The organism is Streptomyces sp. NPDC051020 (assembly GCF_040683105.1).
In the GTDB taxonomy this organism is placed as follows: domain Bacteria; phylum Actinomycetota; class Actinomycetes; order Streptomycetales; family Streptomycetaceae; genus Streptomyces.
Genome location: NZ_JBFBCG010000016.1, coordinates 77,779 through 101,732, shown reverse-complemented (window position 1 = coordinate 101,732; position 23,954 = coordinate 77,779). Strand labels below are relative to the sequence as shown.

At 70.4% G+C, this 23,954-nt stretch carries 14 protein-coding genes; 5 read left to right on the top strand and 9 right to left on the bottom strand.

The window, feature by feature from the left end; genetic code table 11:
- Window positions 1-48: 48 nt before the first annotated feature.
- Window positions 49-2,043, top strand: coding sequence for a sigma-70 family RNA polymerase sigma factor (locus AB0N06_RS11855; RefSeq protein WP_366134517.1), 1,995 nt, complete (start codon window positions 49-51; stop codon window positions 2,041-2,043).
- Here AB0N06_RS11855 and AB0N06_RS11850 read toward each other — a convergent pair.
- Window positions 2,030-5,419 carry a BTAD domain-containing putative transcriptional regulator gene (locus AB0N06_RS11850; RefSeq protein ID WP_366134516.1) on the bottom strand — a complete coding sequence of 1,130 codons (3,390 nt, stop codon included), beginning with the start codon at window positions 5,417-5,419 and terminating at the stop codon, window positions 2,030-2,032. The two genes, AB0N06_RS11855 and AB0N06_RS11850, sit on opposite strands and share 14 nt — an antisense overlap.
- Before the next feature lie 80 nt (window positions 5,420-5,499).
- On the bottom strand, window positions 5,500-7,611 hold the full coding sequence (locus AB0N06_RS11845) for an asparagine synthase-related protein (protein WP_366134515.1): 2,112 nt from the start codon (window positions 7,609-7,611) through the stop codon (window positions 5,500-5,502).
- A 1,056-nt stretch (window positions 7,612-8,667) separates the two neighbouring features.
- Here AB0N06_RS11845 and AB0N06_RS11840 point away from each other — a divergent pair.
- The gene (locus AB0N06_RS11840) at window positions 8,668-10,194 is read left to right on the top strand and encodes a sporulation protein (protein ID WP_366134514.1); all 1,527 of its coding nucleotides are present in this window, start codon (window positions 8,668-8,670) and stop codon (window positions 10,192-10,194) included.
- 372 nt (window positions 10,195-10,566) lie between these two features.
- A complete protein-coding gene (locus AB0N06_RS11835; protein ID WP_366134513.1) occupies window positions 10,567-11,439 on the top strand; it encodes a recombinase family protein in 873 nt (290 codons plus the stop codon).
- A gap of 262 nt (window positions 11,440-11,701) precedes the next feature.
- Here the strand turns inward: AB0N06_RS11835 and AB0N06_RS11830 are convergent, their stop codons facing one another.
- The 6 genes from AB0N06_RS11830 to AB0N06_RS11805 all read right to left on the bottom strand — a co-directional run bounded on the left by AB0N06_RS11830 (window position 11,702) and on the right by AB0N06_RS11805 (window position 19,189).
- Window positions 11,702-11,902 carry a hypothetical protein gene (locus AB0N06_RS11830; protein ID WP_366134512.1) on the bottom strand — a complete coding sequence of 67 codons (201 nt, stop codon included), beginning with the start codon at window positions 11,900-11,902 and terminating at the stop codon, window positions 11,702-11,704.
- 83 nt (window positions 11,903-11,985) lie between these two features.
- Window positions 11,986-12,387 carry a hypothetical protein gene (locus tag AB0N06_RS11825; protein WP_366134511.1) on the bottom strand — a complete coding sequence of 134 codons (402 nt, stop codon included), beginning with the start codon at window positions 12,385-12,387 and terminating at the stop codon, window positions 11,986-11,988.
- A 10-nt stretch (window positions 12,388-12,397) separates the two neighbouring features.
- Window positions 12,398-12,706: a hypothetical protein gene (locus AB0N06_RS11820; RefSeq protein ID WP_366134510.1), complete on the bottom strand. Its 309-nt coding sequence runs from the start codon at window positions 12,704-12,706 to the stop codon at window positions 12,398-12,400.
- Between the two features lie 47 nt (window positions 12,707-12,753).
- Window positions 12,754-13,035 (bottom strand): hypothetical protein, encoded by a 282-nt coding sequence (locus AB0N06_RS11815; protein ID WP_366134509.1) that lies wholly within the window; start codon window positions 13,033-13,035, stop codon window positions 12,754-12,756.
- A 1-nt stretch (window position 13,036) separates the two neighbouring features.
- Complete coding sequence (locus tag AB0N06_RS11810) at window positions 13,037-17,566, bottom strand: RHS repeat-associated core domain-containing protein (protein WP_366134508.1); 4,530 nt, start codon at window positions 17,564-17,566, stop codon at window positions 13,037-13,039.
- Window positions 17,567-17,623: 57 nt separating this feature from the next.
- Window positions 17,624-19,189, bottom strand: a complete 1,566-nt coding sequence (locus AB0N06_RS11805; RefSeq protein WP_366134507.1) for a DNRLRE domain-containing protein — start codon at window positions 19,187-19,189, stop codon at window positions 17,624-17,626.
- A gap of 293 nt (window positions 19,190-19,482) precedes the next feature.
- On the opposite strand from AB0N06_RS11805, the gene AB0N06_RS11800 reads away from it, so the two are divergent.
- The gene (locus AB0N06_RS11800; RefSeq protein ID WP_366134506.1) at window positions 19,483-19,788 is read left to right on the top strand and encodes a hypothetical protein; all 306 of its coding nucleotides are present in this window, start codon (window positions 19,483-19,485) and stop codon (window positions 19,786-19,788) included.
- A gap of 31 nt (window positions 19,789-19,819) precedes the next feature.
- On the opposite strand, the gene AB0N06_RS11795 is transcribed toward AB0N06_RS11800, so the two are convergent.
- The gene (locus AB0N06_RS11795) at window positions 19,820-20,356 is read right to left on the bottom strand and encodes a Tn3 family transposase (RefSeq protein ID WP_366134528.1); all 537 of its coding nucleotides are present in this window, start codon (window positions 20,354-20,356) and stop codon (window positions 19,820-19,822) included.
- Between the two features lie 151 nt (window positions 20,357-20,507).
- Here AB0N06_RS11795 and AB0N06_RS11790 point away from each other — a divergent pair, with 151 nt between their 5' ends.
- Entirely contained in the window at window positions 20,508-23,504 is a 2,997-nt protein-coding gene (locus tag AB0N06_RS11790; RefSeq protein WP_366134505.1) for a Tn3 family transposase, read from the top strand.
- The last annotated feature ends 450 nt before the right edge of the window (window positions 23,505-23,954 follow it).

Here is a 23,954-nt window from a genome sequence, read left to right as displayed (position 1 = left end):
ACTCTGGCCCGGTGTTCGGGTCCGAAAGCGCATACGGGGGCTTCCGCGATGAGCGGTGACGGGCAGCAGGAAGAACCGCCCGACGGCGTCTCGGTCGTGGGTGAGGGCGCGGAGGCCGGTGAGCCGGCCTCCCGGCGGGTCCCGAGCCAGGCCGGCCCCGGGCGGTCGGGCGGTGACACCGAGGGCGGAACCGTGCTGCCCGGACCTTGGCCGTCCGCGCCGGCGGGCCGCGATGCCGACGTCGGCGCCGATTCCGCGGTCGGGGCCGAGGTCGCCGTACCGATGCAGCGGGACGGCGGAAGCAGTGCCGGATCCGCCGGACTCGCGCTCTCCGACGCCCAGTTGATCCAGCGCATGCGCTCCGGGGACGATCTCGCATACGGGGAGTTGTTCCGGCGGCACTCGGGCAGTGTGCGGCGCTATGCCCGGAGCTGCTGCCGGGACACCCACACCGCCGACGACCTGACGGCCGAGGTCTTCGCCCGCACTCTGCAGGCGTTACGCGGTGGCAAGGGACCCGAGGAGGCTGTGCGGGCGTACCTCATGACGGCCGTACGGCATGTCGCCGCCGCCTGGACGAAAACGGCGAAGCGGGAACACCTGGTCGATGACTTCGCGGTGTTCGCCGTGCAGGCGTCCCGCTCCTCCGGGGTGCCGGACGCGGACACGCTGGACCTGGGTGCGGACGTCACGGCGATGCACGAGGCCGAGCAGTCGATGGCCATGCGGGCGTTCCGCAGCCTGCCGGAGCGCTGGCAGGCGGTGCTGTGGCACACCACCGTCGAGGAGGAGTCGCCGAGCGAGATCGCGCCGCTGTTCGGGCTGACCGCCAACGCCACGGCGGCGCTGGCCGGCCGGGCCCGTGAGGGGCTCAAGCAGGCGTATCTGCAAGCGCATGTGAGCCAGTCGCTCACCTCGGGCGGCGACTGTGCGCGCCATGCCGACCGGCTCGGCGCCTACGCCCGGGGCGGCCTGCGGATGCGGGCCGAACGCGGGCTCCGCAAGCATCTGGACGAGTGCGCGAAGTGCCGGGTCGCCGCGGGCGAGCTGGCGCATGTCAACGCCGGGATTCCGGCGCTCCTCCCGGTCGCGGTCGTCGGCTGGTTCGCCGCGGGGTACGCGCTCAAGGCCGCCGGGATCGTGGCGGGCGGTGCGGCGGGGGCGGGTGCCGCCGCGGCGACGGGCGGGAGTTCGTCCGGTGGTGCGTCCGGTGGCGCCGTGGCCTCGGAGGGGCTGGGCGCTCCGGTCAAGGCCGGTATCGCGGCGACGGTGGCCGTCGCTGCCGCAGCCGGTCTGGTCTGGGCGCTGGTCGGTGACGAGCAGCCGAAGCCGGAGGCCGAGCCGGTGGCCAGACCGCCGGTGGTGGCGCCCGCGGTGCCGTCGCCACCGCCCCCGAGGCCGGCGTCGGAGCCCGAACCTCCGAGCGCGCCCGCACCGCCCTCACCACCCGCGCCCGCACCGTCCGCGCCCACACCGCCGCCGCCACAGGCAAAACCGACACCCACACCTACGCCCACACCTACGCCCACGCCCACGCCTCCGGTCCCTGCGCCGCCGAAGCCCACGTCGACACCGACGCCCGCACCTTCGTCACCCGCGCCGCCGACCGTCGTCTACCAGGTCAGCGAGTTGCGCTACTCCCTCCTCGGCGACCACACGGAGCCGGAGGTGTCGATGGGTGAGAGCAGCTGGGTCTGGCGGCGCTCAGGCCTGTCGATCGGCGGCACGCGATACGCGCACGGGGTGACCGTGCACGGCCGTTCGTCGGTCACCATCCAGCTGAACCGGGCATGCACCCGCTACGAGGCGATGGTCGGGGTCGACGATCTGACGGCGGGGCTCGGCTCGGTGCGCTTCTCCGTGTTCACCGGTGCCGGGGTGCAGCTGTGGCAGTCCCCGTTGATGAACGGCACCGATCCGGCCGTACCCATGGGAGTCAGCATCACGGGGCAGCAGCGGATCCGGCTCGTCGTGGAACCGGCGGCCCCGTTCGGCGGGGTGGCACTGGCCGACTGGGCGGAGTCGCGGATCAGCTGCCGCTGATCCGCGGACCAGGGTTGTTCCCGTCGGAACCGATGCGGCGATCCGGGCCGCTCCCCTCGGTGCCGGGGAGCTCCGCGGTGATGCGGGTCAGGAGTTCGAGGACGTCGTCGACAGTCATCGGGGTGCCCGCGGCGCGCTCGGACTCGTACAGCTGCCGGCCCAGTTCCTCGCGCGCCTGGCGTCCGAGCTCCTCCGCTTCCGCCCGTTCCCTCCCGGTCAGGGAGCCGGGGAGCCGCCACGTCCCGGCGGCAGCCAGGACGCGTACGCCGGCGGCAGTGAAGCCGACAGCCGGGAGCAGGAGCGCCGCGCTCTGCGCCAGGAACCCGGTGACGGCCTCGGCGCACTGGGCGTCCCACGCCATGCGAAGGGCGCCGGTCAGTCCGCGTACGCCGGCGGCCGGGCCTCCGCCCCTGGACTCCGGCTCGCGTGCGGCGATCCGGGCGGACAGTCCGTCGATCATCGCCAGGAAGTGCACGGGCGGGCTGCCGTGGCCGGCCGTGCGCTGCGCCTCGGTGATCTGCCGGCGAGCCTCCGGGATCTCGCCGCGGTCCAGGGCGATGACGGCGCGCAGGCACTGGACGTAGGCACGGGCGTCGTGCGCCTGGTAGCGCTCCGCCTCCACCGCGGACTCGTCCAGGCCGCGTTCGGCGGCTGCCGTGTCACCGGTCCGGTAGGCGAGATCGGCGAGGCGGGCCAGCAGGAACGGTGCCTCGGCGTGGGCCCCGACCTCGCGGGCGAGCAGCAGCGCCTCCTTGTAGGCCGCGCGCGCCTCCTCGTACCGTCCGCGCATCATGCCCGCCTCCGCGGCGGCGCCGGCGGACTGGGCGCGCATCCAGCGGTCGCCGTTGCTGCGGGCCAGCCCGCGTAGTTCGGCGAGGGCGTCGTCGACTCCGGGCATACCGCCGGGCATGTCGACGATCATGTGGGTGCGGAACATCAGCGTGACGCCGTACTCCCAGGCGCCCCCATACAGCCGGGTGTTGGCGAGCGCCGCATCGAACATGCCCAGGGTGTCGTCCGGTTCACGGCTCAGATACGAGGTCATGGGCCAGAGCAGCCCGGGAAAGCGCGCGGAATGCGGCCCCGGCGTGCTGAACGCGTCCCGCACCGTGCGGACAAGCTCCTGGATGCGGTCGTCGTCACGGACATCGTCGGACGCCCGGCTCTCCACGGCGAGGAAGAACTGCAGCATGCGCAGCTCCATCCGGGGCCAGTAGCGGGGATCGGTGGAATCGGTGGGGTCGTTGCCGAGTGAGAGGGTCCGTTCGGTCCAGGCGAGTCCCTCGCCGCGGAGATTGCGCAGCCACCAGAACCAGCCCATGCCGAGCACGAGACGTGTCGCGTCCGCTTCAAAGACGTGGGAGACGGTGGTGCGGGTGAGGGCGGCGCGGATGTTGTCGAGGTCCGTCTCCAGGCGCTGGATCCAGGGGAGCTGTTCGCCGGAGCGCAGCCGGGGTTCGGCCTCCTCGACGAGCGCGGTGACGTATGCCGTGTGCGCGCTCTCGGCGGCGGCCAGGGTCTCGGGAGTCTCGGCGGCGCGCTCGGTGGCGTACTCGTGGATGGTCTCCAGGAGGCGGTAGCGCATCTCGCCGGTGGGGGTCGGGGCGGCGACGACGAGGGACTTGTCGACGAGGGCGCCGATGAGGTCGGCGGCGGTGGCCCCGGGGCTCGCGGTGATGACGGCTTCGGCCGCGGTCAGGTCCCAGCCGCCGGCGAAGACGGAGACCTGACGCAGAGCGGTTCGTTCTGCGTCGTCGAGGAGGTCCCAGGACCAGTCGACGACCGCGCGGAGGGTCTGCTGGCGGGGCAGCACGGTGCGGCTGCCGCCCGTCAGCAGGCGGAAACGGTCGTCGAGGCGGTCCGCGATCTGACGCGGGCCGAGCATCCGGAGTCGGGCCGCGGCGAGTTCGATGGCCAGCGGCAGTCCGTCGAGGCGGCGGCAGATCTCGGCGACGGCGTCCCGTTGGCTGCCGGGCTCGGGGTCGAAGTCGGGGCGTACGGCGCGGGCGCGCTCGGCGAAAAGGCGGTGGGCACGGTCCGCCGGGAGCGGGCCGACGGGGCGCACCGATTCGCCGGGGACGCCCAGGGGTTCGCGGCTGGTGGCGAGGATGCGCAGGCGCGGGCAGCGGGTGAGCAGGGTCTCGGCGAGGGCGGCGGCCGCGTCGATGACGTGCTCGCAGTTGTCGAGGATGAGCAGGTACGGGCGGGAGCCGGGGCGGGTCCGGTGCGCGAGGTGCTCGACGAGGAGCTCGGTCGGGTCGGAGCGCAGGGGCTGGCTGTCGCGGCCACTGTCCAGGAGGAGGTTCGTCTCACGGAGGCCGAGAGCGGTGAGTACGGCTCCGGGGACGGCGGCGGGGTCCTCGACGGGGGCGAGCTCGGCGATCCAGGCGTCGGGGACGGGCACGGTGGCGCGAACAGTGTGGGCGGACTCCTCCGCCAGGCGGGTCTTGCCCGAACCACCGGGGCCGGTGAGGGTCACCAGCCGGGAGCCGTCCAGATCGGCCCGGATGGCCCGGAGTTCGGGTTCGCGGCCGACGAACGAGGTGAGGCGGGGGCGGAGGTTGCCGCGCAGGGGCGCGGGCTCCGGAGGCTGGGGGTGGCCGGTGGCGGGGGCGCCCACGGCACCTCGAACCGCGGTCGCCGTCGGCCCAGTTGCTGCCAGCAGCTCCTGGTGGAGTGCCCGCAGCTCGCTCCCCGGGTCCGCGCCCAGGCCGTCCGCCAGCGCCCGGCGTGCCTCCTCGTACGCGGTCAGCGCGTCCGCCTGACGGCCCTCCGCGCGAAGGGCCCGGATCAGTTGCGCGCGGAAGCGTTCGTCGTACGGATGGGCGGTGGTGAGCTCCGTGAGTTCCGGCACGAGGGCGACGGGGGTGAGGGCTCCCCCACGCCGCAGGTCGGCCTCGATGCGGCGTTCGAGGGTGGTCAGGCGGTGGGCCTCCGGGCGTCTGCCGTGGTCGCGTTCGGGCAGGTCGGCCAGGGCAGGTCCGCGCCAGAGGGCGAGTGCCGTACGGAGCGTCGCGGCGGCCGCCTCGGGGTCCCCGGACTCCAGTTCGGCCGCGCCCCGCTGGGACAGCTGCTCGAACACATGCAGGTCGATGTCGTCGGGGTCGGCTGCCAGGCGGTAGCCGCCGGGAGTGCTGGTGACGGCGCCCCGGTCCAGTGCGCGGCGCAGCCGGCCGACCAGCGCCTGGAGTGCGGCGGAGGCGTCGTACGGAGGATCGCCCGCCCATACGTCGTCGACCAGATCGGCGACCGGGACCGGGCGGCCCTTGCGCAGGGCGAGCGCGGCAAGGAGGGCGCGCAGCCGCGTGCCCCCGACGGGCAGCGTGCCGCCGTGCTCGTCTCGCGCCTCGGTGACGCCCAGGATCAGGTACCGCACCGGGTCATTGTGGCCTGCGGCACCGGCCGCGTGCGCCGGGATCCCGGCGGCCGGGAGCGGCGTCGGGTATCGGGTGGCGGTCAGCGTTGCAGGGTGCGGCGGGCCGGGACCACTCCGCCCGCCACCGCGCGCCGGCGGGGCGCCGCCGTGCCCGTCCAGCAGGTGCCGCGGCGGGAGACGAGACGGCGGAGCCAGAGCTCCGTGGCGGCCAGGTCGGCGAGGCCGTCCAGGGGCACCGGTTCGCCCTCGGAGGCGGCGCGCAGGGCCTTTCGCACGACCCGGGCCTCGATCAGGCCCGCGTCGGCGAGCAGCGGTGCGTCGAAGAGTGCGATCAGGTCGGGGAGCGCGGTGCGCAGACCGATGCGGCTGACCGCGGTCGAGGTCGCCTGGGAGGGGGTGCCCCAGCCCGGCGGCAGTTCGTGGATGCCCGCGCCCGCGAGAACGCGGCGCAGGACGGCGGCGCGGGCGCCCGGCTGGACGCGGAGCGATTCGGGCAGGGCGCGGGCGGCGCGTACCACCTGGTTGTCGAGGAACGGGGCGTGCAGCCGCTGGCTGCGGATCTCGGCGGCCTGTTCCAGGATCCGGTGGTCGGCGGCGTGCCGGGCGAGCGCGGCGCGGGCCCGGGCCTCGCCGGGACGCTGGACCGAAGTGGGGCGGATCGCCGCCTCCTGGAGGCGCACCGACACTTCCGCGAGCGCCTCCCCGGTCAGCCAGCGGGCGGCGGGCCCCGGCCGCGACCAGGTGAGCGCGGCGAGCGAGGCGTCGGCGGGGGTGTCGAGGTCGGGCGTGCGGCGGTTGGCGTCCGGGAGCCGGTCGGCTGCCGCTTCGAGACCCGTCCGGTAGGACGTACGGGCCAGGCGGCGGGCCGCGCGGTAGACAGTCAGCGGTACGAACAGCGAGTGCGCGGACGGTCCTTCGGCTCTGGCGAGGGCGGCGACCGGGCGCAGCAGGTGCCGTCGGCGGCGGTCCATCAGGAGGTCGGCGAGGCGGGCCGGGTGGGCGTCGAGGACCTGCCGGGCGCCGTCGCCGACGAAGTGGTCGGCGCTGCCCGCGACGAGGCGTCTGCGGTGGCGTTCGGCGACGACGAGGGACGGGGCCGGTTCGTCGGTGAGCGGGCCGTTGCCCAGGTCGGCGTAGGGTAGCGCCTCCTCGCCCGCGGCGACGACGACGTGATGCAGCCGCGGGTTGGCGGCGATGACCGCGGCGCGTTCGAGTTCGTCCTCGTGGTCGCGGGTGGTGAGGTCGTTGAAGGTGACGGCGAGCAGCCGCTCGCCCGCGCCCGTGCCGTGGCCGAGAAGGGTGCCGGGCAGTCCGGGCAGGCCCGCGGCGAGCAGGGCAAGGGTTCCGGAAGCGCTGCCTCCGGAGAGGTCGGCGCCGATGCCGGGGACGGGCGCGCCGCGGGCGGCACGGCGTTCGGCGGGCCCCATGCCGGGGACCGGTCCGGGGTCGGGCGGCAGGGTCTCGGGCGCGTGGCGGGGGGCCATGAGCCTGGCGCGTACCGCTTCGAGCAGCGCGTCGCGCACCCCGTCCACTGCGCTCACCGGGTCGAGCTGGGGGGCGGCGACGGCGAGGGAGGCGACCGGCTCGTACCCGGTGATCTCGCGGGAGCCCTCGCGGAGGATGAGCGCGTGCCCCGGCGGGATGCGCTTCACACCCACGTACGGAGTGCCGTCGCGCAGCGCCTCCGGCGTCTCGGGGCAGGCGAGCAGTGCGGCCAGGTGGCCGATGTCCAGCTGCGCCTCGATGAGGTCGGCGAGCGGGAGTGCGGCGGTCGCGTACGCCGTACCGCTCGCCCAGGGCGTGTAGAAGACCGGGCGGGCTCCGGCGAGGTCCCCGACGACGGTGATCCTCCGGCCGATCCGGACGACGGCCGTGTAGCTGCCCGGCCAAGCGGTGAGATGGCGCAGGGCGCCGCCGCGGGCGGCGAGGAGGCCGCGCCGGAGCTGCTCGTCGGTGGCGCTGCAGCAGCCGAGGACCGCGAGGCGGGCGGTGGGTGCGCCTTCGGCGGTCTCGATCGAGGCGATCCGGATCTCGTCGGGGCGCCAGTCGCCGACCGCCCAGAGCGGATCGGGATCGCCCCAAAGGAGTTGGGAGCCCACAGGGTGCACCGTGCGTCCCTCGTCGGCTGCGCCGACCGCGCCGACCGTGCCGAAGCTCGCGGCGATACTGCTCCACCCCACCAACCAACGCATCGCCGCCTCCACAGGCTGTGGACAAAACGGCGCACCGGGTTCGTACCGGGAGAACTGCGAGAACATGCAGCGCCGTTGCGGGACATGCTGCCACGACAACGGCGCGCAGGAGTGGCTACGGAGGGCGCACGTCGCACGCGCATGCGCCCCTGGCAAAAGCCGGAGGGCGGGCCGGGGGCGCCCGATCCCCGCGCACTGCGGGGCGCCCCAACGGACGTGCACCGACCGGCACATGGGGGGCGACGTCACCCCGGGTCACACCGGCCGAAATCCGGCCACCTCCCGAACGGCCCGTCAACCGCGGGCCGGCAGTCCGGCGGTGTCCGCGAATCGACCGGCCCAACCACCGCGGACCGACGTCATTCGGCCATTCTCGAAGAGCACGGCACGCGCCGGAACCGACTTCCTGTGCGCATGTTTTCCTATTTCGTCCCGCTTTGCCACGAGGTCGCCCGACCGACTCCGTGATGACGCCCTGCCGCTCCCCGCACCGACCCCCTCACGCCGGCGGTCCGCTCCGGCGGCCCGCCGAACGCACAGTCCGGGAGACGTGGTTCGCCTCCCGGACCGGTCCGCCGCCTGCGGGGAATGAGGCGGCAGTGTCCCCCAGCCCACTGAGTCCAGTGCAGTGGGCCGACCCACGCAGCACCCATGCAAGCGCTCCCCCCGCCGGCCGGGCCAGAGCGCACGGCCGGGCGCACGGCCACACGACAGGAGCACGTGGAGGGCTCGCCCGGCAGGGTCCGGGCGGCGTCGGGGCGGGGGCCGACCGGGCGCCCGGATCGCCGCGGCGGGACCGCCCCCCCGTACGCCGATCGTCCGCCCACCGTCCGTACGGACAACAATCCCGCCATACGGACGTCTGCCCCTTAACGGTAGGGATGCGACGAACTACGCTGGGTTTACTGAGGTTCTCGGCAGGAGGCATATTCCTCGGGGCTCGGCCACATGCGTGTGCGGCCGGAGTGCCGGGGCCCGTCCCTGGGGAGAACACGGTACGAATGCCGCGCGCCTCCTCGGTGACGCGGCTGCCGTCTGTGTGTCGAGGGGTGGCGCATGTCCAGGGAGCAACGCGGGCCGAACGAGAAGCTCGGAACCGTTCTCGCCCTCGCGGGAATCAGCAACGCCGGGCTCGCCCGGCGGGTCAACGACCTCGGGGCGCAGCGCGGGCTGACCCTTCGCTACGACAAGACCTCGGTGGCGAGATGGGTCTCGAAGGGCATGGTGCCGCAGGGTTCCGCGCCGCATCTCATCGCCGCGGCGATCGGCGCCAAGCTCGGCCGGCCGGTCCCGCTGCACGAGATCGGGCTCGCGGACGCGGATCCGGCGCCCGAGGTGGGTCTGGCCTTCCCGCGCGACGTGGGCGAGGCGGTGCGTTCGGCGACCGAGCTCTACCGGCTGGATCTGGCCGGGCGTCGGGCGGGCAGCGGCGGGATCTGGCAGTCACTGGCGGGCTCGTTCTCGGTGAGCGCTTACGCGACGCCCGCGTCGCGCTGGCTGATAACCCCCGCCGACCCGTCGGTGGCACGCGACTCGTCGGCGGCCGAGGCGGCGATCCTCGGCGCGCAGGGCGCGCACGGTGCACAGCCGTCGCCGGGTGCGCCGGGCGGCGCGCCCGGCGTTCCCGTACAGCCGGGACCGGACTCCGTGAGCGACATCTCGCCGCTGCGCGTCGGTCACAGCGATGTGACCAAACTCCGCGAGGCGGCCCAGGACGCGCGCCGCTGGGACTCCAAGTACGGCGGCGGCGACTGGCGCTCCTCCATGGTCCCGGAGTGTTTACGGGTGGACGCGGCACCGCTTCTCCTCGGCTCGTACAGCGACGAGGTGGGCCGGGCGCTCTTCGGCGCCGCCTCCGAGCTGACCAGACTCGCCGGGTGGATGGCGTTCGACACCGGGCAGCAGGAGGCCGCCCAGCGCTACTACATCCAGGCGCTGCGGCTCGCGCGGGCGGCGGCCGACGTGCCGCTCGGCGGCTATGTCCTCGCGTCGATGTCGCTTCAGGCGACCTACCGCGGCTTCGCCGACGAGGGGGTCGACCTCGCGCAGGCGGCCGTCGAACGCAACCGTGGGCTCGCCACCGCCCGCACCATGAGTTTCTTCCGGCTGGTGGAGGCGCGGGCCCATGCGAAGGCGGGCGACGCCGCGGCTGCGGGGGCCGCGCTGAAGGCCGCCGAGAGCTGGCTGGAGCGTTCCCGGGACGGCGACGCGGACCCGTCATGGCTGGGCTTCTACTCGTACGACAGGTTCGCCGCCGACGCCGCGGAGTGCTACCGCGATCTGAAGGCCCCGCGGCAGGTGCGGCGCTTCACCGAGCAGGCGCTGTCCCGGCCGACCGAGGAGTTCGTGCGCTCGCACGGGCTGCGGCTGGTGGTCTCGGCCGTCGCCGAGCTGGAGTCCGGCAATCTGGACGCGGCCTGCGCGGCGGGCACCCGGGCGGTCGAGGTGGCCGGCCGCATCTCGTCGGCGCGGACCACGGAGTACGTACGGGACCTGCTGCACCGCCTCGAACCGTACGGGGACGAGCCACGCGTCGCCGAGCTGCGCGAGCGGGCACGGCCGCTGCTGGTGGCGCCGGTCTAGGAGTTTGCTGAAGATCTTGCTTCGACTGCCTGACTTGCCCCGCTTCGCCAGTAAATGTCGATCGGGGCAATCTGGTGCAAGTCGGGCGCGATTCCAAGATCGTCAGCGCACTCCTAGGGGTGGGACCGGAATACGAGCGAAACGTGCCACACGCCAGCGGCCAGGTAGGTCACGGGCGCGAATCGATGTCGTAGGCGGTGGCGAGGACGTCCGCCGACTCGAAGAGACGACAACGCGGACACTGAGGTTGTTTCATAGGTGTCCGCTCATGAAACACGCGGCCGTCCGGTGGTCCACCTGCGGCGATCATGTTTCATGAGTTGTTGCAAATAACTAGGCGTCTGAAACACCCTCATGAAACGATCCGGAGTCGTGAGCGACGACTTCAAGGGCGTGGAATCCCGCGACTGCCCGATGTCCACCTGCGCCGCCCCCGCGGGCTCCCCGTGCCGGACCGGTAAGGGCAAGGTGGCGATCCAGTACCACACCGCGCGCTTCCGCCTCGTGCCCCAACTCGCCAAGGCGCTCAGCGTGCCGACCCCCGCCGTACGCAAGCCGGGGTCGGTGTGGACCGAGCTGCCCCGGCCGGTGAGCGCCGACGCCAAACCGGTCGGGCACACCCGCCTGGGGTACGCACGCGCCTCGACCGCCCGGCAGTCACTCGACGCACAGCTCGACTCCCTCGCCGAAGCCGGGGTCACCCGCGTCTTCTGGGAGAAGATCTCCACCCGCGCCACCAGGCGCCCCGAGCTGGAGGCCGCCGTGAAGCTCGCCGGGGAGATCCGCTCCTCCGGCGTCGCCGTCACCCTTGTCGTCCACGAGCACAAACGCCTCGGCCGCGGCATCGAACTCGCCATGCTCGCCGAAGAGCTGAAGGCCAGCGACGTCGGCCTGGAGTTCCTCACCGGGGAGCTCAAGGGCTCACACGACCCGTCCGGCATCGTCTTCACCGTGCTGGCCGCCATGTCCGGCATGGAGCGCGAGTACATCCGCGACCGCACCCTCGAAGGCCACGAGTCCGCCCGCAAGCGCGGCAAGACCATCGGCGGCGCGGGCGTCACCGACGACGGCATGCTGTCCATGGCCCTCCACCTACGCGAACAGGAGATGAGCCTGCGCGACATCGCCAAACGGCTCGTCATCACCACGGGCGCGAAGAAGGGACAGCACCCCTCGCCCGCCACCGTCATGCGGATGCTGCGCGAACACGACGAACAGGTCGCCACGGCAGCGAACCCGCAATGAGTCGTGAGCCGCGAAAGCTACTGGCGGGTTACTTGTTCCCTGGTGTCCGGGCTAGGACTTCGGGGCCCACTCGCCACGGCACATCGAAGCCGAACAGCCTCCGGACACTCGCCGAGCCTGGCGACAGCGCCGGGCGAGCACCTGGTTCCAGCTCGCACGACCCGACGCGCTGAATCACTACGCAGCCCTGCGCAAACTTCTCCGCCAGCACGGGGACACCCTCATCGAGAAGATCTATTCCGGCACCAGCATGCCCTCCTGTTTACTGCTCCAATGAGCTCTTTCCGGGGATTTTCCGCTTACCCCTGGCGAAGCTCGGGGCATCACTGGCACGTTCCTTTCCGCTTTTCTTTGATGCCTTAGCCCAGAGGATTCTGACCTTGTTGATGGCCCGGGCTGTCCCGTACCACCAGATCAGGCCGATGATCGCTACGACCGCGGCCACGCCGATGATGGAGAGCACCGTTTTCGTGCTGACCTCGATCCGTCAGCGTAGGCCGGTGGCTGATCGAGGTCAGTGCCCCCTATGCCATTGGCAGAAGGAAATCACTTAATGTCAGTGGCCTTCAGATTCCCGTCCCTGAAGGTCCATACTCTTCTGTGATGTGTTGCCTGCCATCCTTCCTTGGCAACTAGAGGCCCCTTCATCCATGCCAACATGCCGGGTACCCCTTCTTCGAGGAGCGCTCTCCTCGCCGCCTGCTTGCGTTCGATGCGAACGGGATACACCGAGACCTGGAACCCCACGCGTCCCGGATGCACGCCGCCTCCGTATGTCCTTGACTGGGCCGCAGTCCATAGGGCAACCATGATCTCGGATGTGTCTCCAGTGGTCCACGGATCGAACGTGAGGTCCACGATCTTGGCCGACGCAGGTTCGATCGCATCCCGCATTTCACTGTGCGTCACAGGCCACGCATATCCTCGCGGCAGTTTCTTTCGGGTCACTCCAGCTTCCTTACTTGCGATACTTGCGATTGAGGTGCTTTTCGATCTGCTTCCACTCGCCCGACCTGCGCTCCTTCGCGGTGGGCAGCCGGCGGTATTGATCCTTGAATATCCGGTCTACGGCCTTCTTTGTCGTTTCCGTTCCCCTCTTCCCCTTGCCACGTGCCCATGACGGAATGTCGCGCGCAGTCTCTTTGCCGGACTTCTTTGACGCCTTGGACCAGAGGATTCTCACCTTGTTGATGGCCCAGGCTTTCCCATACCACCAGATGAGGCCGATGATCGCTACGACTGCGGCCACGCCGATGATGGAGAGCACCGTTCCCGCGTTGATGCGGTCTCATCGATCCATGCAAGCGGGGTGCTCTACTCCGTCACGAATCCTTCGCCCCATTCGTCGTGATCCACGGTGTAGGAGTCGATGTGAAAGCAGTTGGGCTCTTCGGAGAAGCCTGGGAGTTTCCGGGCTTCTCCGATTCGCTCCTGCGCTTTTTTGCGACTGGAGTAGACGCCGAGGAGCTTGACATCGTCACCCTCTTCTTCGTCCGCCCAGAAATCCTCCTCCGATTCGAAGTGGCGGATGCCGCCACCGTCATCGGCACTATGGTGGACGTGCCATAGGAGGTAGCGGGTCTCTTCCGGAATCAATCTATGCCCTTCCCCTGCTTGAGAGATGCTTCCGTACCTTGCTGTAGACGCTCCCTGAGCCTTTCTTGTAAGGCAGCCTGTAGCCTCCCTTCTTCATGACTCGATCGGTTGCTTTGTCGAGGCTCTCGCCCTTTCCTCTGCGTTCTCCCTTGGCGAAGTCAGGCACATCGTTCTTCTTTGCCTTGTCCGACTTCCTTGACTCCCGCCAGAGGGTTCTGACCTTGTTGATGGCCCAGGCTTTCCCATACCACCAGATGAGGCCGATGATCGCTACGACTGCGGCCACGCCGATGATGGAGAGCACCGTTCCCGCGCTGATGCCAGTGACAGCCAGACCGACCAGCGCAATGGCAGCCATGCGTCCGTCGAGGTCGACGAGATTGATGGGGTCGCCGCAGGTGTAGTCGTAGGCGTTGCAGCTTCCGCCGCGGATGGGGTCGGTGCTGAGGAAGCGGCCGGTGTTGGGGTTGTAGAGGCGGACTCCCATGAGGGTGAGTCCGGTGAGGGTTTCGCTGCTGCGTTGATGGGCGCCGAGCCAGTTGTAGCGGGGGGCTGTCTCGGTGCGGGGGTTGCCGAATTCGTCGGTGTCGGAGGTGGTGGGGGCCTGGTTGGTGTCGAGGGGGAGGTAGAGGGCGATGTCGCCGTGGAGGGTGGTCAGGGTGAGGATTGCCGGGCCGCTGGTGGAGCTGGTGGCGGCGAGGGTTCCGTCGGTTCCGGGAATGTAGCGGGTGATGTCGCCGGCAGTGGCGGATTCGCTGATCCAGCGGGGTGTGTCGCTGTCGTCGGCGTAGTGGTTGGTCTTGCCGGCGGTGGTGGTCCAGGTGGTGCCGTCGCTGGTCTCTACGGTCCAGCTCTGGTGGCGGAAGGCGGCGTCGAGGGTCCAGGTCTGGCGGGTGGTGCCGTTGGTCTGGCGGCGGACGAGGTCGTTGGCGTAGTAGTCGATGCTGCCGTGACCGGGGGCGGTCAGGGTGCGGCCGAGGTCGTCGTAGGTGTAGCCGGTGTCGGTGATGCGGTCGGCGGTGTCGTAGGTGTGGGTGGTGCTGGGTTGTGGTGCGGTGGAGCAGGTCGCGCCGCCGGCTGCGGTGCCGGTGGTCTGGGCGGTTCGGTTGGAGCGTTGGTCGAGGGTGTAGGTGCTGCGGGTGCATTCGGTCTGTGCGGTGTCGTCGGTGCGGGTGAGCCGGCCGACGGCGTCGTACGTGAACTCCTGTGTGGTCCAGCCGGTGTGGCGGGTGACCTGGCTGTGCGCGGAGTAGGTGGCAGTGTCGGAGTAGACCGTGGTGCCGTCGCTGTCACGGGTGTAGAGGCGTGCGAGGGCGGCGCCCGTGGTGTCGTACTGGGTGCGCGCCGTATAGCCGCCGGGGAGGGTCTGCTGGGTGGTGCGGCCGTCGGGGTCGTAGGTGGCGGTGAAGGCGCCGGCGACGGAGTCGGTGATGGTGGTGGGCAGGCCGCGGGGTTCAGTGGTGTGGTTGTAGGTGTAGGTGGTGGTGGAGGGGACCCCGTCGGTGATGGTGACGGTCCGGTCGAGGTTGTCGTAGGTGGTGATCGTGGTGGAGCCGGAGGCGTCGGTGTAGTTGGTGGGGCGGCCCAGGGCGTCGTAGTCGCGGTAGATCGCGCCGGCCGAGGCGGTGTTCCACGAGGACGTCTCGTCCACCAGGCCGGTGGCGGTGTCGTAGTAGGTGTCCTGTTCGGGGACGGTGGCTCCCAGGCCGTCGGTCATCGAGTAGTTGATGATTCGTCCGGCGGCGTCGTAGGTGTAGAAGGTCAGGCGCTCGGTGTCGTCGGAGGTCTCCGCGGTCTGGGCGACGCTGCCGTAGTAGTCGTACTCGGTGGTGGTGTCGACCCGGTGGGTCGGGTTGCTGCCGCCGCCGGTGATGGCTCCGGCCGGGCCGGTCCAGCAGGGCAGGTCGGCCCATTCGGGCCGTCCCTGGCACCATCCGGTACCCGTCGCGGTCCAGTACTCCGTGATGGTGGTGGCGGCGTCGCTTCCGGTACTGCCGGGGAGACTGGCCGCGATGACGCGGCCCTGGGCGTCATAGTCGGCGGAGGTGTTGATGTTCAGCCCGCCGGTATCCGCGATCGTGAGGTTGGGCAGGCCCAGCCCCCAGTCGTACTGGATCTCGGTGAGGCGCTTGTCGGCCATGAGGGAGTCGTAGCCACGGACGCGGGCGCCGACGATGGCCAGGGTGAGGGCATCCCTGATGACGGCGGTGCCGTTGGTGGGCCGCCCGGTGTCGTACTCGTTGACCGTCCAGGACTGGGCGGGCACGGACGTTCCGGCCGGGATCAGCACCGTGGTGCCGTCCTTGAGGTCGGCGGTGAGGTCGACGCGATGGAGCGGGCCGAACGCTTCCAGCAGGCGTGTCCCGGTGGGGTCGAAGTAGTTGTTCGTGGCGAGGAGGTCGGCGCGGTCGGCGGTGTCGAGGGATTCGATGCCGAGGTCGGCCAGGACGGTCTGCTGGTCGGTGGTCGTCCCCAGGCTGAGGGCCCGGTTGGCCGGGGTGAGCTCGCGGACCGTGTTGCCGAACCGGTCGTAGCCTACGGCGTTCATGTGCCCTCCGGGCTCGGCGGTGTTCAGGGTGCGTCCGGAGGCGTCGAGGTAGGTGATGGTGGCCCGGCTGTAGCTGCCGGAGGTCAGGGACGTACCGACGTGCGAGGCGGGCGTGGCGTCGGTGGGGAAGAGGGCGGTGGCGTCGGTGGGTGCGGTGCGCTGGCCCCAGTCGGAGACGTCTCCGGCGTCCATGGAGCGGGGTGCTGAGCTGCCGGTGAGGGGTACGTCGTAGACGACGCTGGTGGTGGCGGTACCGGAGATGGTGGAGGAGGTGCCGGCCTGGAGGGTGGGTCGGGAAGCGGTGAGGAGCATGCCGGGGCCGGCGGCGGTGCTGGTGCCGGCGGTGCCGTAGGTGAAGGTCCACGGCAGGAGGCCGGGCGGGGTCAGGGTCAGGACGCGGCCGTCGGTGTCGTAGGTGTAGGCGGTCTTGAGCGCCGGGGTGATCTGGGGGTTCCAGGTCTCGCACAGGCGGCCGGAGGTGTCGTAGGAGTAGGCGGCGACGGTGCGGCTGGTGGCGGTGGCGGCACCGGGGGCGGTGGCCCACAGGCGCAGTTCCTTGACCTGGCCGGTGTAGTCGCCCAGGGCGCTGGAGGTGGCGGTGGTGGAGGTGGCGTAGACGAACTCCAGGGTGCGGCAGCCCTTGGTGGAGGGGGTGGCCGCGCAGGTGGCGGCGGTGGCGGCGGCGGTGGGGGCGATGAGCCGCTTGGGCCGCGCCAGGGTGGACGGCCCCGAGACGACGGTCTCCGTCTGGACGGTGGCGGTGGAGTTCGTCAGGCCGTCCAGGAGGGTGGTGGCCAGTTGCCAGGTGGTGGCGGAGGTCGGCTTGACGTAGGTGCTGACCGTGCCGTCGGTGTCAGCCAGCGTGAAGGAGGTGGCCACTGAGCCGGTCAGGGTCAGGTACTCGTAGCCGGGTTCGGGGATCCATCCGGTGGCGGCGGCGTTGGCGGTGAAGTGGATGCTGGAGCCGTCGGAGTCGACGAGGTCTACGGCGGTGTCGGTGACGCGCCGGATGTGGGTGTCGCTGGCACCGGTGGTCTCGGCGGCGATGCCGGTGGTCCATTCCTTGCCGAAGATCGGAGCCTGGCCCTGGGTACGGGCGTCGGGGTGCCGGGAGGCCGCCGAGCGGGTCACGGTCAGGCCGAAGGCCGAGGTGTCGGTGGCGGCGAGGCTGAACTCGCCGGTCAGCAGGTTCACCTGGCCCGGTCCGACGGAGGTCGTCGCTGCTCCCGATGCGGCGCGGTCGACGACGGCGGTCTGGGCGGGGGTGGACTGGGTGGGGTAGCCGGTCCCGGTGAAGTCGGCTTTGATCTCGATGGCGCCGTCGGGGTTGACGGTGTCGCTGGCGTTCCACACCAGCGGGGCGTTCTTCCCCGAAGGCGCCGCCACCGGCCACGTGGTCAGCGGGGTGCCGCCGGAGGTGACGTCACCGGGCGGGATCGCCACCCAGCCGTCGGCAGCCGATCGGCGCCAGGAGAAGGACACGGAGGTGTACTTGGTGGCGTCCGCCTCGGCTTGGAGCAGAAGGCGGCGGGGGGTGCGGGTGCCGGGGTCGGGGCTGATGATGCCGCCGGCGCCGGCGTGGAAGGTGTACTCGACTTCCCCGGAGCGGTTGTCGGCCTTGTCGACGCTGCGCACGGCCAGGACGTGGGTGCCGTTGGTCGCCGGTGTGACACTGAACGTCTTGGCCGTGGACGCGCCGCCGGTGGCGATCTTCGTCCAGGTGGCGCCGTCGAGGGACCATTCGATCCAGTTGTGGTCGGTGCCGGCCGGCGGGGTGACGGTGAAGGAGCCGGCCTGGTCGGCGCCCTTGACCCAACTGCTGCTCGGGTAGTCGGTGGAGGTGACCGACGCCGGTACGGAGGGGGCGGTGGTGTCGACGGTGAAGGATTTCCAGGCCGACCAGGTGCTGCCGGTCAGGGCGCCGTCACCGGCGATGGTGCGGAACGTGTAGGTGGTGCCGTTGGTCAGGAGCCCGGAGGGCACCTTCACCGATGCCGCCGACCCGGAGGCGACCGCGGTCGAGACGATGTTGGAGCCGATCTACGTGGTGCCGGCGGAGTTGTAGACCTGGAAGGTGCCGGTGACCTTGTCGCCGTTGGGGTCCACGAACGTGTCCCGCAGTGTCGGCGTCGTGGTGGAGACGGTGTAGGCGCCGGAGTAGGAGAAGAACGGCGGTCCGGCCTCCTGCTTGGTGCCGGCCCGGGGGCGCTGGTTGTACGTCACCGTAAGCTTCGGCGGATTCGACGCCGCCTGCGCGGAGTTCACCCGCTTCCACTGCGCCACCACGGTCTCACTGGACGCCCGCAGCCCGAGCGTGGAGGTGTCCGCAGCGGCCGTCGCCCACGACTGGGCCAGGGACGTGACGTCCGCGTTGATCCAGCCGTCCGCCGTGCACGCCGCGTTGCCCTTGGTCTCGGTGGACGTCGCGTACTTCGTCGACCAGGTCGGCTGCGCCGTCCACCGGCTTGAGGTGGAGGCGGTCGTGGTGGACCACACCTCCCACGGGTAGGCCAGGCAGTCGGTGTTCGCGGAGTGGAAGTTGAACAGCGACAGCTTCGCCGAGGAGACCACCGCGTCCGCCAGCGGTGCGGTCTTCCATGTCACGAAGGACCGCGCGGTGCGGGGTGTCCCGTCGGCGTTCGTCGTCCCCGGGTTGCCCCAGTCCAGCTCGACGTCCCCGGACAGGTCGGTGGTCTCGCCCTGCTGGACGTAGGTGTCGAACAAACCGGCCAGGGCCGTCGTCGACGGGTCGATCGTGACCGGGTACTGCGTGGCGGAGGCCGCGAGGTAGTCGGCGTCCGGTGTGAGGACCAGGTCCGCGCCGCCCTTGCGGGCGACGACCTTCATCGCCACCCGGGCCCGGTTCACCCGGTCCCCCGAGCGGGCGTCGACCTGCTCGTCCCACATCACCGGCGCCGGCATCACCGCCCGCACCACACCGCGGGCATCAGTGAACTCCACCGACCCGCCAGCTGCCTGACGGACCTTCAACCCGGGCGACGACAACGGCAGCGTGTAGCTGAAGCCCGCCTCCGGCCGCTCCCGGAGCACCACGTACTGCTCGAAGCCCGTACGCGTCGCGGAGACCACCAGATCCGCGCCGGGGAAGGCATCCCGGTACGTCGCCGTCCGCCCCTCCAGCGTCGGAGTCGGCAGGACACCCTTCCACTGCAGCGACACCCGATCGCCGCCGCTGCCCAGCGTCACCAGGTCACGGCCGGCGCTCTTCTGCGCCGCGGCCAGGGACGGCTCGCCCTGCAGCCCGCCCCGCGCCAGCGTCAGGCCGCGGGGGTGCCCCTGCGGGCGCACACCCGAGGCGTCGGCCACGAGGTCCAAGTCGACCGGCAGCCACGTGCCGTCCTTCTGGAACCGGGTCGGCCCTGCCGTGATCTCCGTCGTCAGCGATCCGTCGGGATTCACCCACGTCGTCGCGGTCTCCGACCGCTCTGCGGCAGCCTCGACACGATGACCGCTCAACCGGGCCGCCACCCGCGCCGCGAGTAGATCGTCGGCAACCGTCACACCTGCTTGAGCGCCGCCGTCCGCAGCGGCCGGTGTGGCGACAACCGCGCCGGTCAGCCCGACGGCCACTGCCAGAACGGTCACGCCGGATATCCAGCGGGCTCCGAGAAGAGGAATTCTAAACTCCGCAAGACGAACCCAGCGACGCGCCACACTTCCCCCTCGGCAAGCACCACACGGCGAGAGGCACAAAGTAATGCCGCGTCACTGAAATCACTAGGGATCCCTCAAATATATAAATGGAACACGATAATCCGGAATGTCCAATTCACCCATGATCGTGAAAAAGTGTCGTGATCGAAATTCTCCGGCGGAACCAACAGCGGTCACACCCGGTTCGCGCAGACGCCGGGGTGGAGGCCGCCGGCCTTCGGGCGATGGCAGCCATCGCGGCGAAGGAGCGCGGGCCGGACGGGGAGCCCGTCATCATCGACATCGAGGGACTGATGTACACCGACATTGAAGTGGAGCACTGCTGGATGCGGATGCGCTTCGGCCCGCACGACGAGGCGCTCCGTAACCCAGACCTCGACCCGCGGCGCGTCAAGTACTACCAGTACGTCATGCACCTGGACCTGGTCGGCGGCCCGCTTCGCATCGCCGAGGGCGACTTCCCGAACCGGGAGTGGATGCTCGACGTCGCGGACTTCCATCTACAAAGGGCGCTCGCCTACGAGGCATGAGTCGACCGTGGGTCTGTGGCCGATCGTGGCGTCACACCGGCGCGGTGGGAAACAGCGCTCCGGGGGCCAGGTCCAACCTGGTGACGACGACGTCCTCGGGCGGGGTGAGGTCCAAGTGCCAGTCGCCGAAGCGGCGTATCGTGCGCGTGATCAGCGGGCTGACGGTGGCCAGGTCGTCGGGGTCCACGAGATGGCCCTCGGAGGCGAGGGCGTTGGCGGCATCGGTAATGTCCAGCGCGGTGGAGTAGATCGCGCAGTTGGCGATCAGCTCGTTGAATTTGACGACTCGCTCCTGGTAGTCCGGGTCGTTGTGGCCGATCAGCCGTCCGCCGATCTTCAGATGCGCAGCGAAGCCGTGGAACGCCTCCGTGCGGTTGGTGATCGCGGTGATCTGGTCACGCAGCTCGGGCTCGGACAGGTATCGAAGGAGCGTCACGGTCCTGACGACCCTGCCCAATTCGCGCAGCGCCTTGTAGATCCGGTTGCGCTTCGAGTGGTTGCCCAGGCGGCGCAGCAGTGTCACCGAGGACAGTCGGCCCTCCCGGATCGAGATCCCGGTGCGCAGCAGATCCTTCCAGGCCCCGGAGTCCTAGCCCAGACACCAGCCGCAAGGTAACCGGCGAGTAGCTTTCACGCCGTCAGACGGCCCGTTTCCCGACCCCCGGGCACCTCGTTGGGCCGATCGAGTGATTTGAGATCGGCAAGGGGAGGGGCGGGGCGTGCACCAAGAATGGTCGCCGGAAGAGCTGTTGGCGAGCTGGACGCCGGTAGACGACGACTGGAAGTTGGTGGCCAACAAGACCGGGGTGACGCGGCTTGGCTTCTGCCTGCTGCTGAAGTTCTTCGAACTTGAGAGCCGATTCCCGGATCTGATGGAGGAGATCCCGCAGGCTGCGGTGGAGTACGTGGCCGGGCTGGTGAAGGTGCCGGCCGCCGACTTCGCGAAGTACTCCCTGTCGGGCCGGACCGCTGAGTACCACCGTGCGCAGGTCCGGGAGGCGCTGGGGTTCCGGCCGGCGACGCTGGAGGACGAGGGGGAGCTGACGGCGTGGCTGGCCGTGGAGGTGTGCCCGGTCGAGCTGGTGGAGGACCGGCAGCGTGAGGCCCTGCTGGTCGAGTGCCGGGAGAGGAAGATCGAGCCGCCGGGCCGGACCCGGATCGAGAAGGTCCTGGTCGCCGCGCGGGGCCAGTGGGAGAAAGTGTTCTGCACCCGGATCATCGAGCGCCTGGGCCACGCGGGCACGGCCCGGCTGCTGGCGCTGGTCGGGGAGGACAACGAGGACGGCACCGCGCTGCTGGCCGCGCTCAAGCGCGACCCGGGCGCGGTCGGGCTTGATTCCCTGCTGACCGAGATCACCAAGCTGAACGACGTACGCAAACTCGGCCTGCCCGACGGGCTGTTCGCGGACTGCTCGGAGAAGCTGCTGGCCGCCTGGCGGGCGCGGGCGATCAAGATGTATCCCTCGGACTTCCGCGACACCGCCGAGGACGTACGGATCACGCTGCTCGCGGCGCTGTGCTCCTCCCGGCAGACGGAGATCACCGACGCCCTGGTGGAACTGCTCATCGCCCTCGTGCAGAAGATCAACGCCCGTGCCGAACGCCGGGTGGAGAGGCAGCTGACGGCAGAGCTGAAGAAGGTCCGCGGCAAGGAGGGCATCCTCTTCAGGCTCGCCGACGCCGCGATCGGCAAGCCGGACGAGATCGTGCGCACGGCCCTGTACCCGGTCGTCGGGGAGAAGACGCTGCGCGACCTGGTCGCCGAGGCGAAGGCGAACGAGAAGGTCTTCAAGGCCAAGGTCCGCACCACACTGCGCTCCTCGTACAGCTCGTACTACCGGCAGACGCTGCCGCCGCTGCTGAACACGCTGGGCTTCAAGTGCAACAACACCGCCTACCGGCCGGTGATGGACGCGATGAAGCTGCTGGCCAAGTACGCCGACGTCGACGGAAAGACCCGCTTCTATGACGCCGCCGACGAGGTGCCGATGGACGGCGTCGTACGCAAGGACTGGCGCGAGGCCGTCGTCGACGACAAGGGCAAGGTCGAGCGCATCCCGTACGAGCTGTGTGTCCTGGTCGCGCTGCGGGACGCGATCCGCCGCCGTGAGATCTACATCGAGGGCGGGAGGCGGTGGTGCAACCCGGAGGACGACCTGCCCGGCGACTTCGAGGCCACCCGCACCGTGCACTACGCCGCGATCCGTCAGCCGATGGACCCGCAGGCGTTCATCACGGACCTGAAGCGGCGCATGACCGACGGCCTGGACCGGCTGTCGGCCGCGCTGGCGGACGGTTCGTCGGACGGGGTGAAGGTCACCACCCGGCACGGCGAGCCGTGGATCACCGTGCCGAAGCTGGAGAAACTGGACGAGCCCACCGGCCTTCAGGCGCTCAAGGACGAGGTCGTACGACGCTGGGGCGTGCTCGACCTCCTGGACGTGCTGAAGAACGCCGACTTCGACACCGGCTTCACCGAGGAGTTCTCCTCGGTCGCCGCGTACGAGCGCATCGACCGTGCCACCCTCCAGCGCCGCCTGTTGCTCGCGCTGTTCGCGCTGGGCACCAACATGGGCATCCGCGCCATCGTGGCGACCGGCGAGCACGGCGAGACCGAGGCAGCGCTGCGGCACGTGCGCCGGCACTTCATCACGGTCGACAACCTGCGGGCCGCCGTGACGAAGCTGGTGAACACCACCTTCGCGGCCCGCGACACCGCATGGTGGGGTCAGGGCACCTCGTGCGCGTCGGACTCGAAGAAGTTCGGCTCCTGGTCCTCGAACTTCATGACCGAGTACCACGCCCGCTACGGCGGCAACGGCGTGATGATCTACTGGCACGTGGAGCGGAAGAACGTCTGCATCTACTCCCAGCTCAAGAGCTGTTCCTCCTCCGAGGTCGCGGCAATGATCGAGGGCCTGCTGCGGCACTGCACAGACGCCGAGATCGAGTCCAACTACGTGGACACGCACGGCGCAAGCGTGGTCGGGTTCGCGTTCACCGAGCTGCTCAACTTCCGGCTGCTGCCCCGGCTGAAGAACATCGGCAGCATCCGCCTGTACCGGCCCGACGACGACCCGCCCGGCTGGCCGGCGCTCGGCGGCTCACTGACCCGGGAGATCCGCTGGGACCTGATCGCCCAGCAGTACGACCAGATGGTCAAGTACGCCACCGCCCTGCGGCTGGGCACCGCGGAGGCCGAACAGGTGCTGCGGCGCTTCACCCGCGGCGGCCCCAAGCACCCCACCTACCAGGCCCTCGAAGAACTCGGCCGCGCGGTGCGCACGATCTTCGCGTGCGACTACCTCGCCAGCCCGGACCTGCGCCGCGAGATCCACGGTGGCCTTCAGGTCGTGGAGAACTGGAACTCGGCGAACACCGTGCTGCACTACGGCAAGGACGGCGCGCTGACCGGACCGGACAAGGAGCACGCCGAGACCAGCATGCTCGCGCTGCATCTCCTCCAGTCGAGCCTCGTCCACATCAACACCCTGCTGCTTCAGCGCGTTCTTGCCGAACCGGCATGGGCGAAGAAGCTCTCGGACGAGGACCGGCGCGGGCTGACCGCGCTCTTCTGGTCGAACATCAACCCGTATGGCACGTTCCGGCTGGAGAAGGACAAGCGGCTCGACTTCGCCCTGCCCACCGTGCCCCATCCCCGGACACCGGCCAGCGCCGCCGGCCAACCAGCAACGGAGTCCCGCTATGCCCGCTGAACAGTGCGGACGCTGGATCAGCGCCGCGGGCACCGGTGCCTTCGTCAGGGACGGCTCTCAGCTGCGGCGCTTGTCCTCGCGTTCGCCCTGCACGCGATCAACGAGGTCTCCAACGGGTATGACCCAGGTAAACCCAAAAGGGGCCATGGGAATCTTGATCCGTTGAAGCCCTGGTCAGGGCAGTCGGAGTACGTCGGAGCGGTGCCACTGAGTCCGCGGCGATCAGAACGGGTGGGTCTCGGCGGGAGCCGCTACCGGCGCCGGCTTGGTACTCTGCGCGAGGGGTGCCGTCTCCCTGCGCGGCGAGGACTTCTCCTACCTGACCTGCTCCGGACCGTCCTGATCCACGCAGACTGGACCACCACGGACACCGACACCGTACTGGCCTGCGCCGGCTACATCCTGATCTTCAGCGTTCTGGGCATCCGCTACTGCCGCTGGAACATACAC

What these genes read in the sequence shown, in the direction of transcription:
- AB0N06_RS11855 (WP_366134517.1), top strand. Translation starts at nt 49, where the DNA reads ATGAGCGGTGACGGGCAGCAGGAAGAACCGCCCGACGGCGTCTCGGTC.
- AB0N06_RS11845 (WP_366134515.1), bottom strand. Translation starts at nt 7,611, where the DNA reads ATGCGTTGGTTGGTGGGGTGGAGCAGTATCGCCGCGAGCTTCGGCACG.
- AB0N06_RS11840 (WP_366134514.1), top strand. Translation starts at nt 8,668, where the DNA reads ATGTCCAGGGAGCAACGCGGGCCGAACGAGAAGCTCGGAACCGTTCTC.
- AB0N06_RS11800 (WP_366134506.1), top strand. Translation starts at nt 19,483, where the DNA reads ATGGCAGCCATCGCGGCGAAGGAGCGCGGGCCGGACGGGGAGCCCGTC.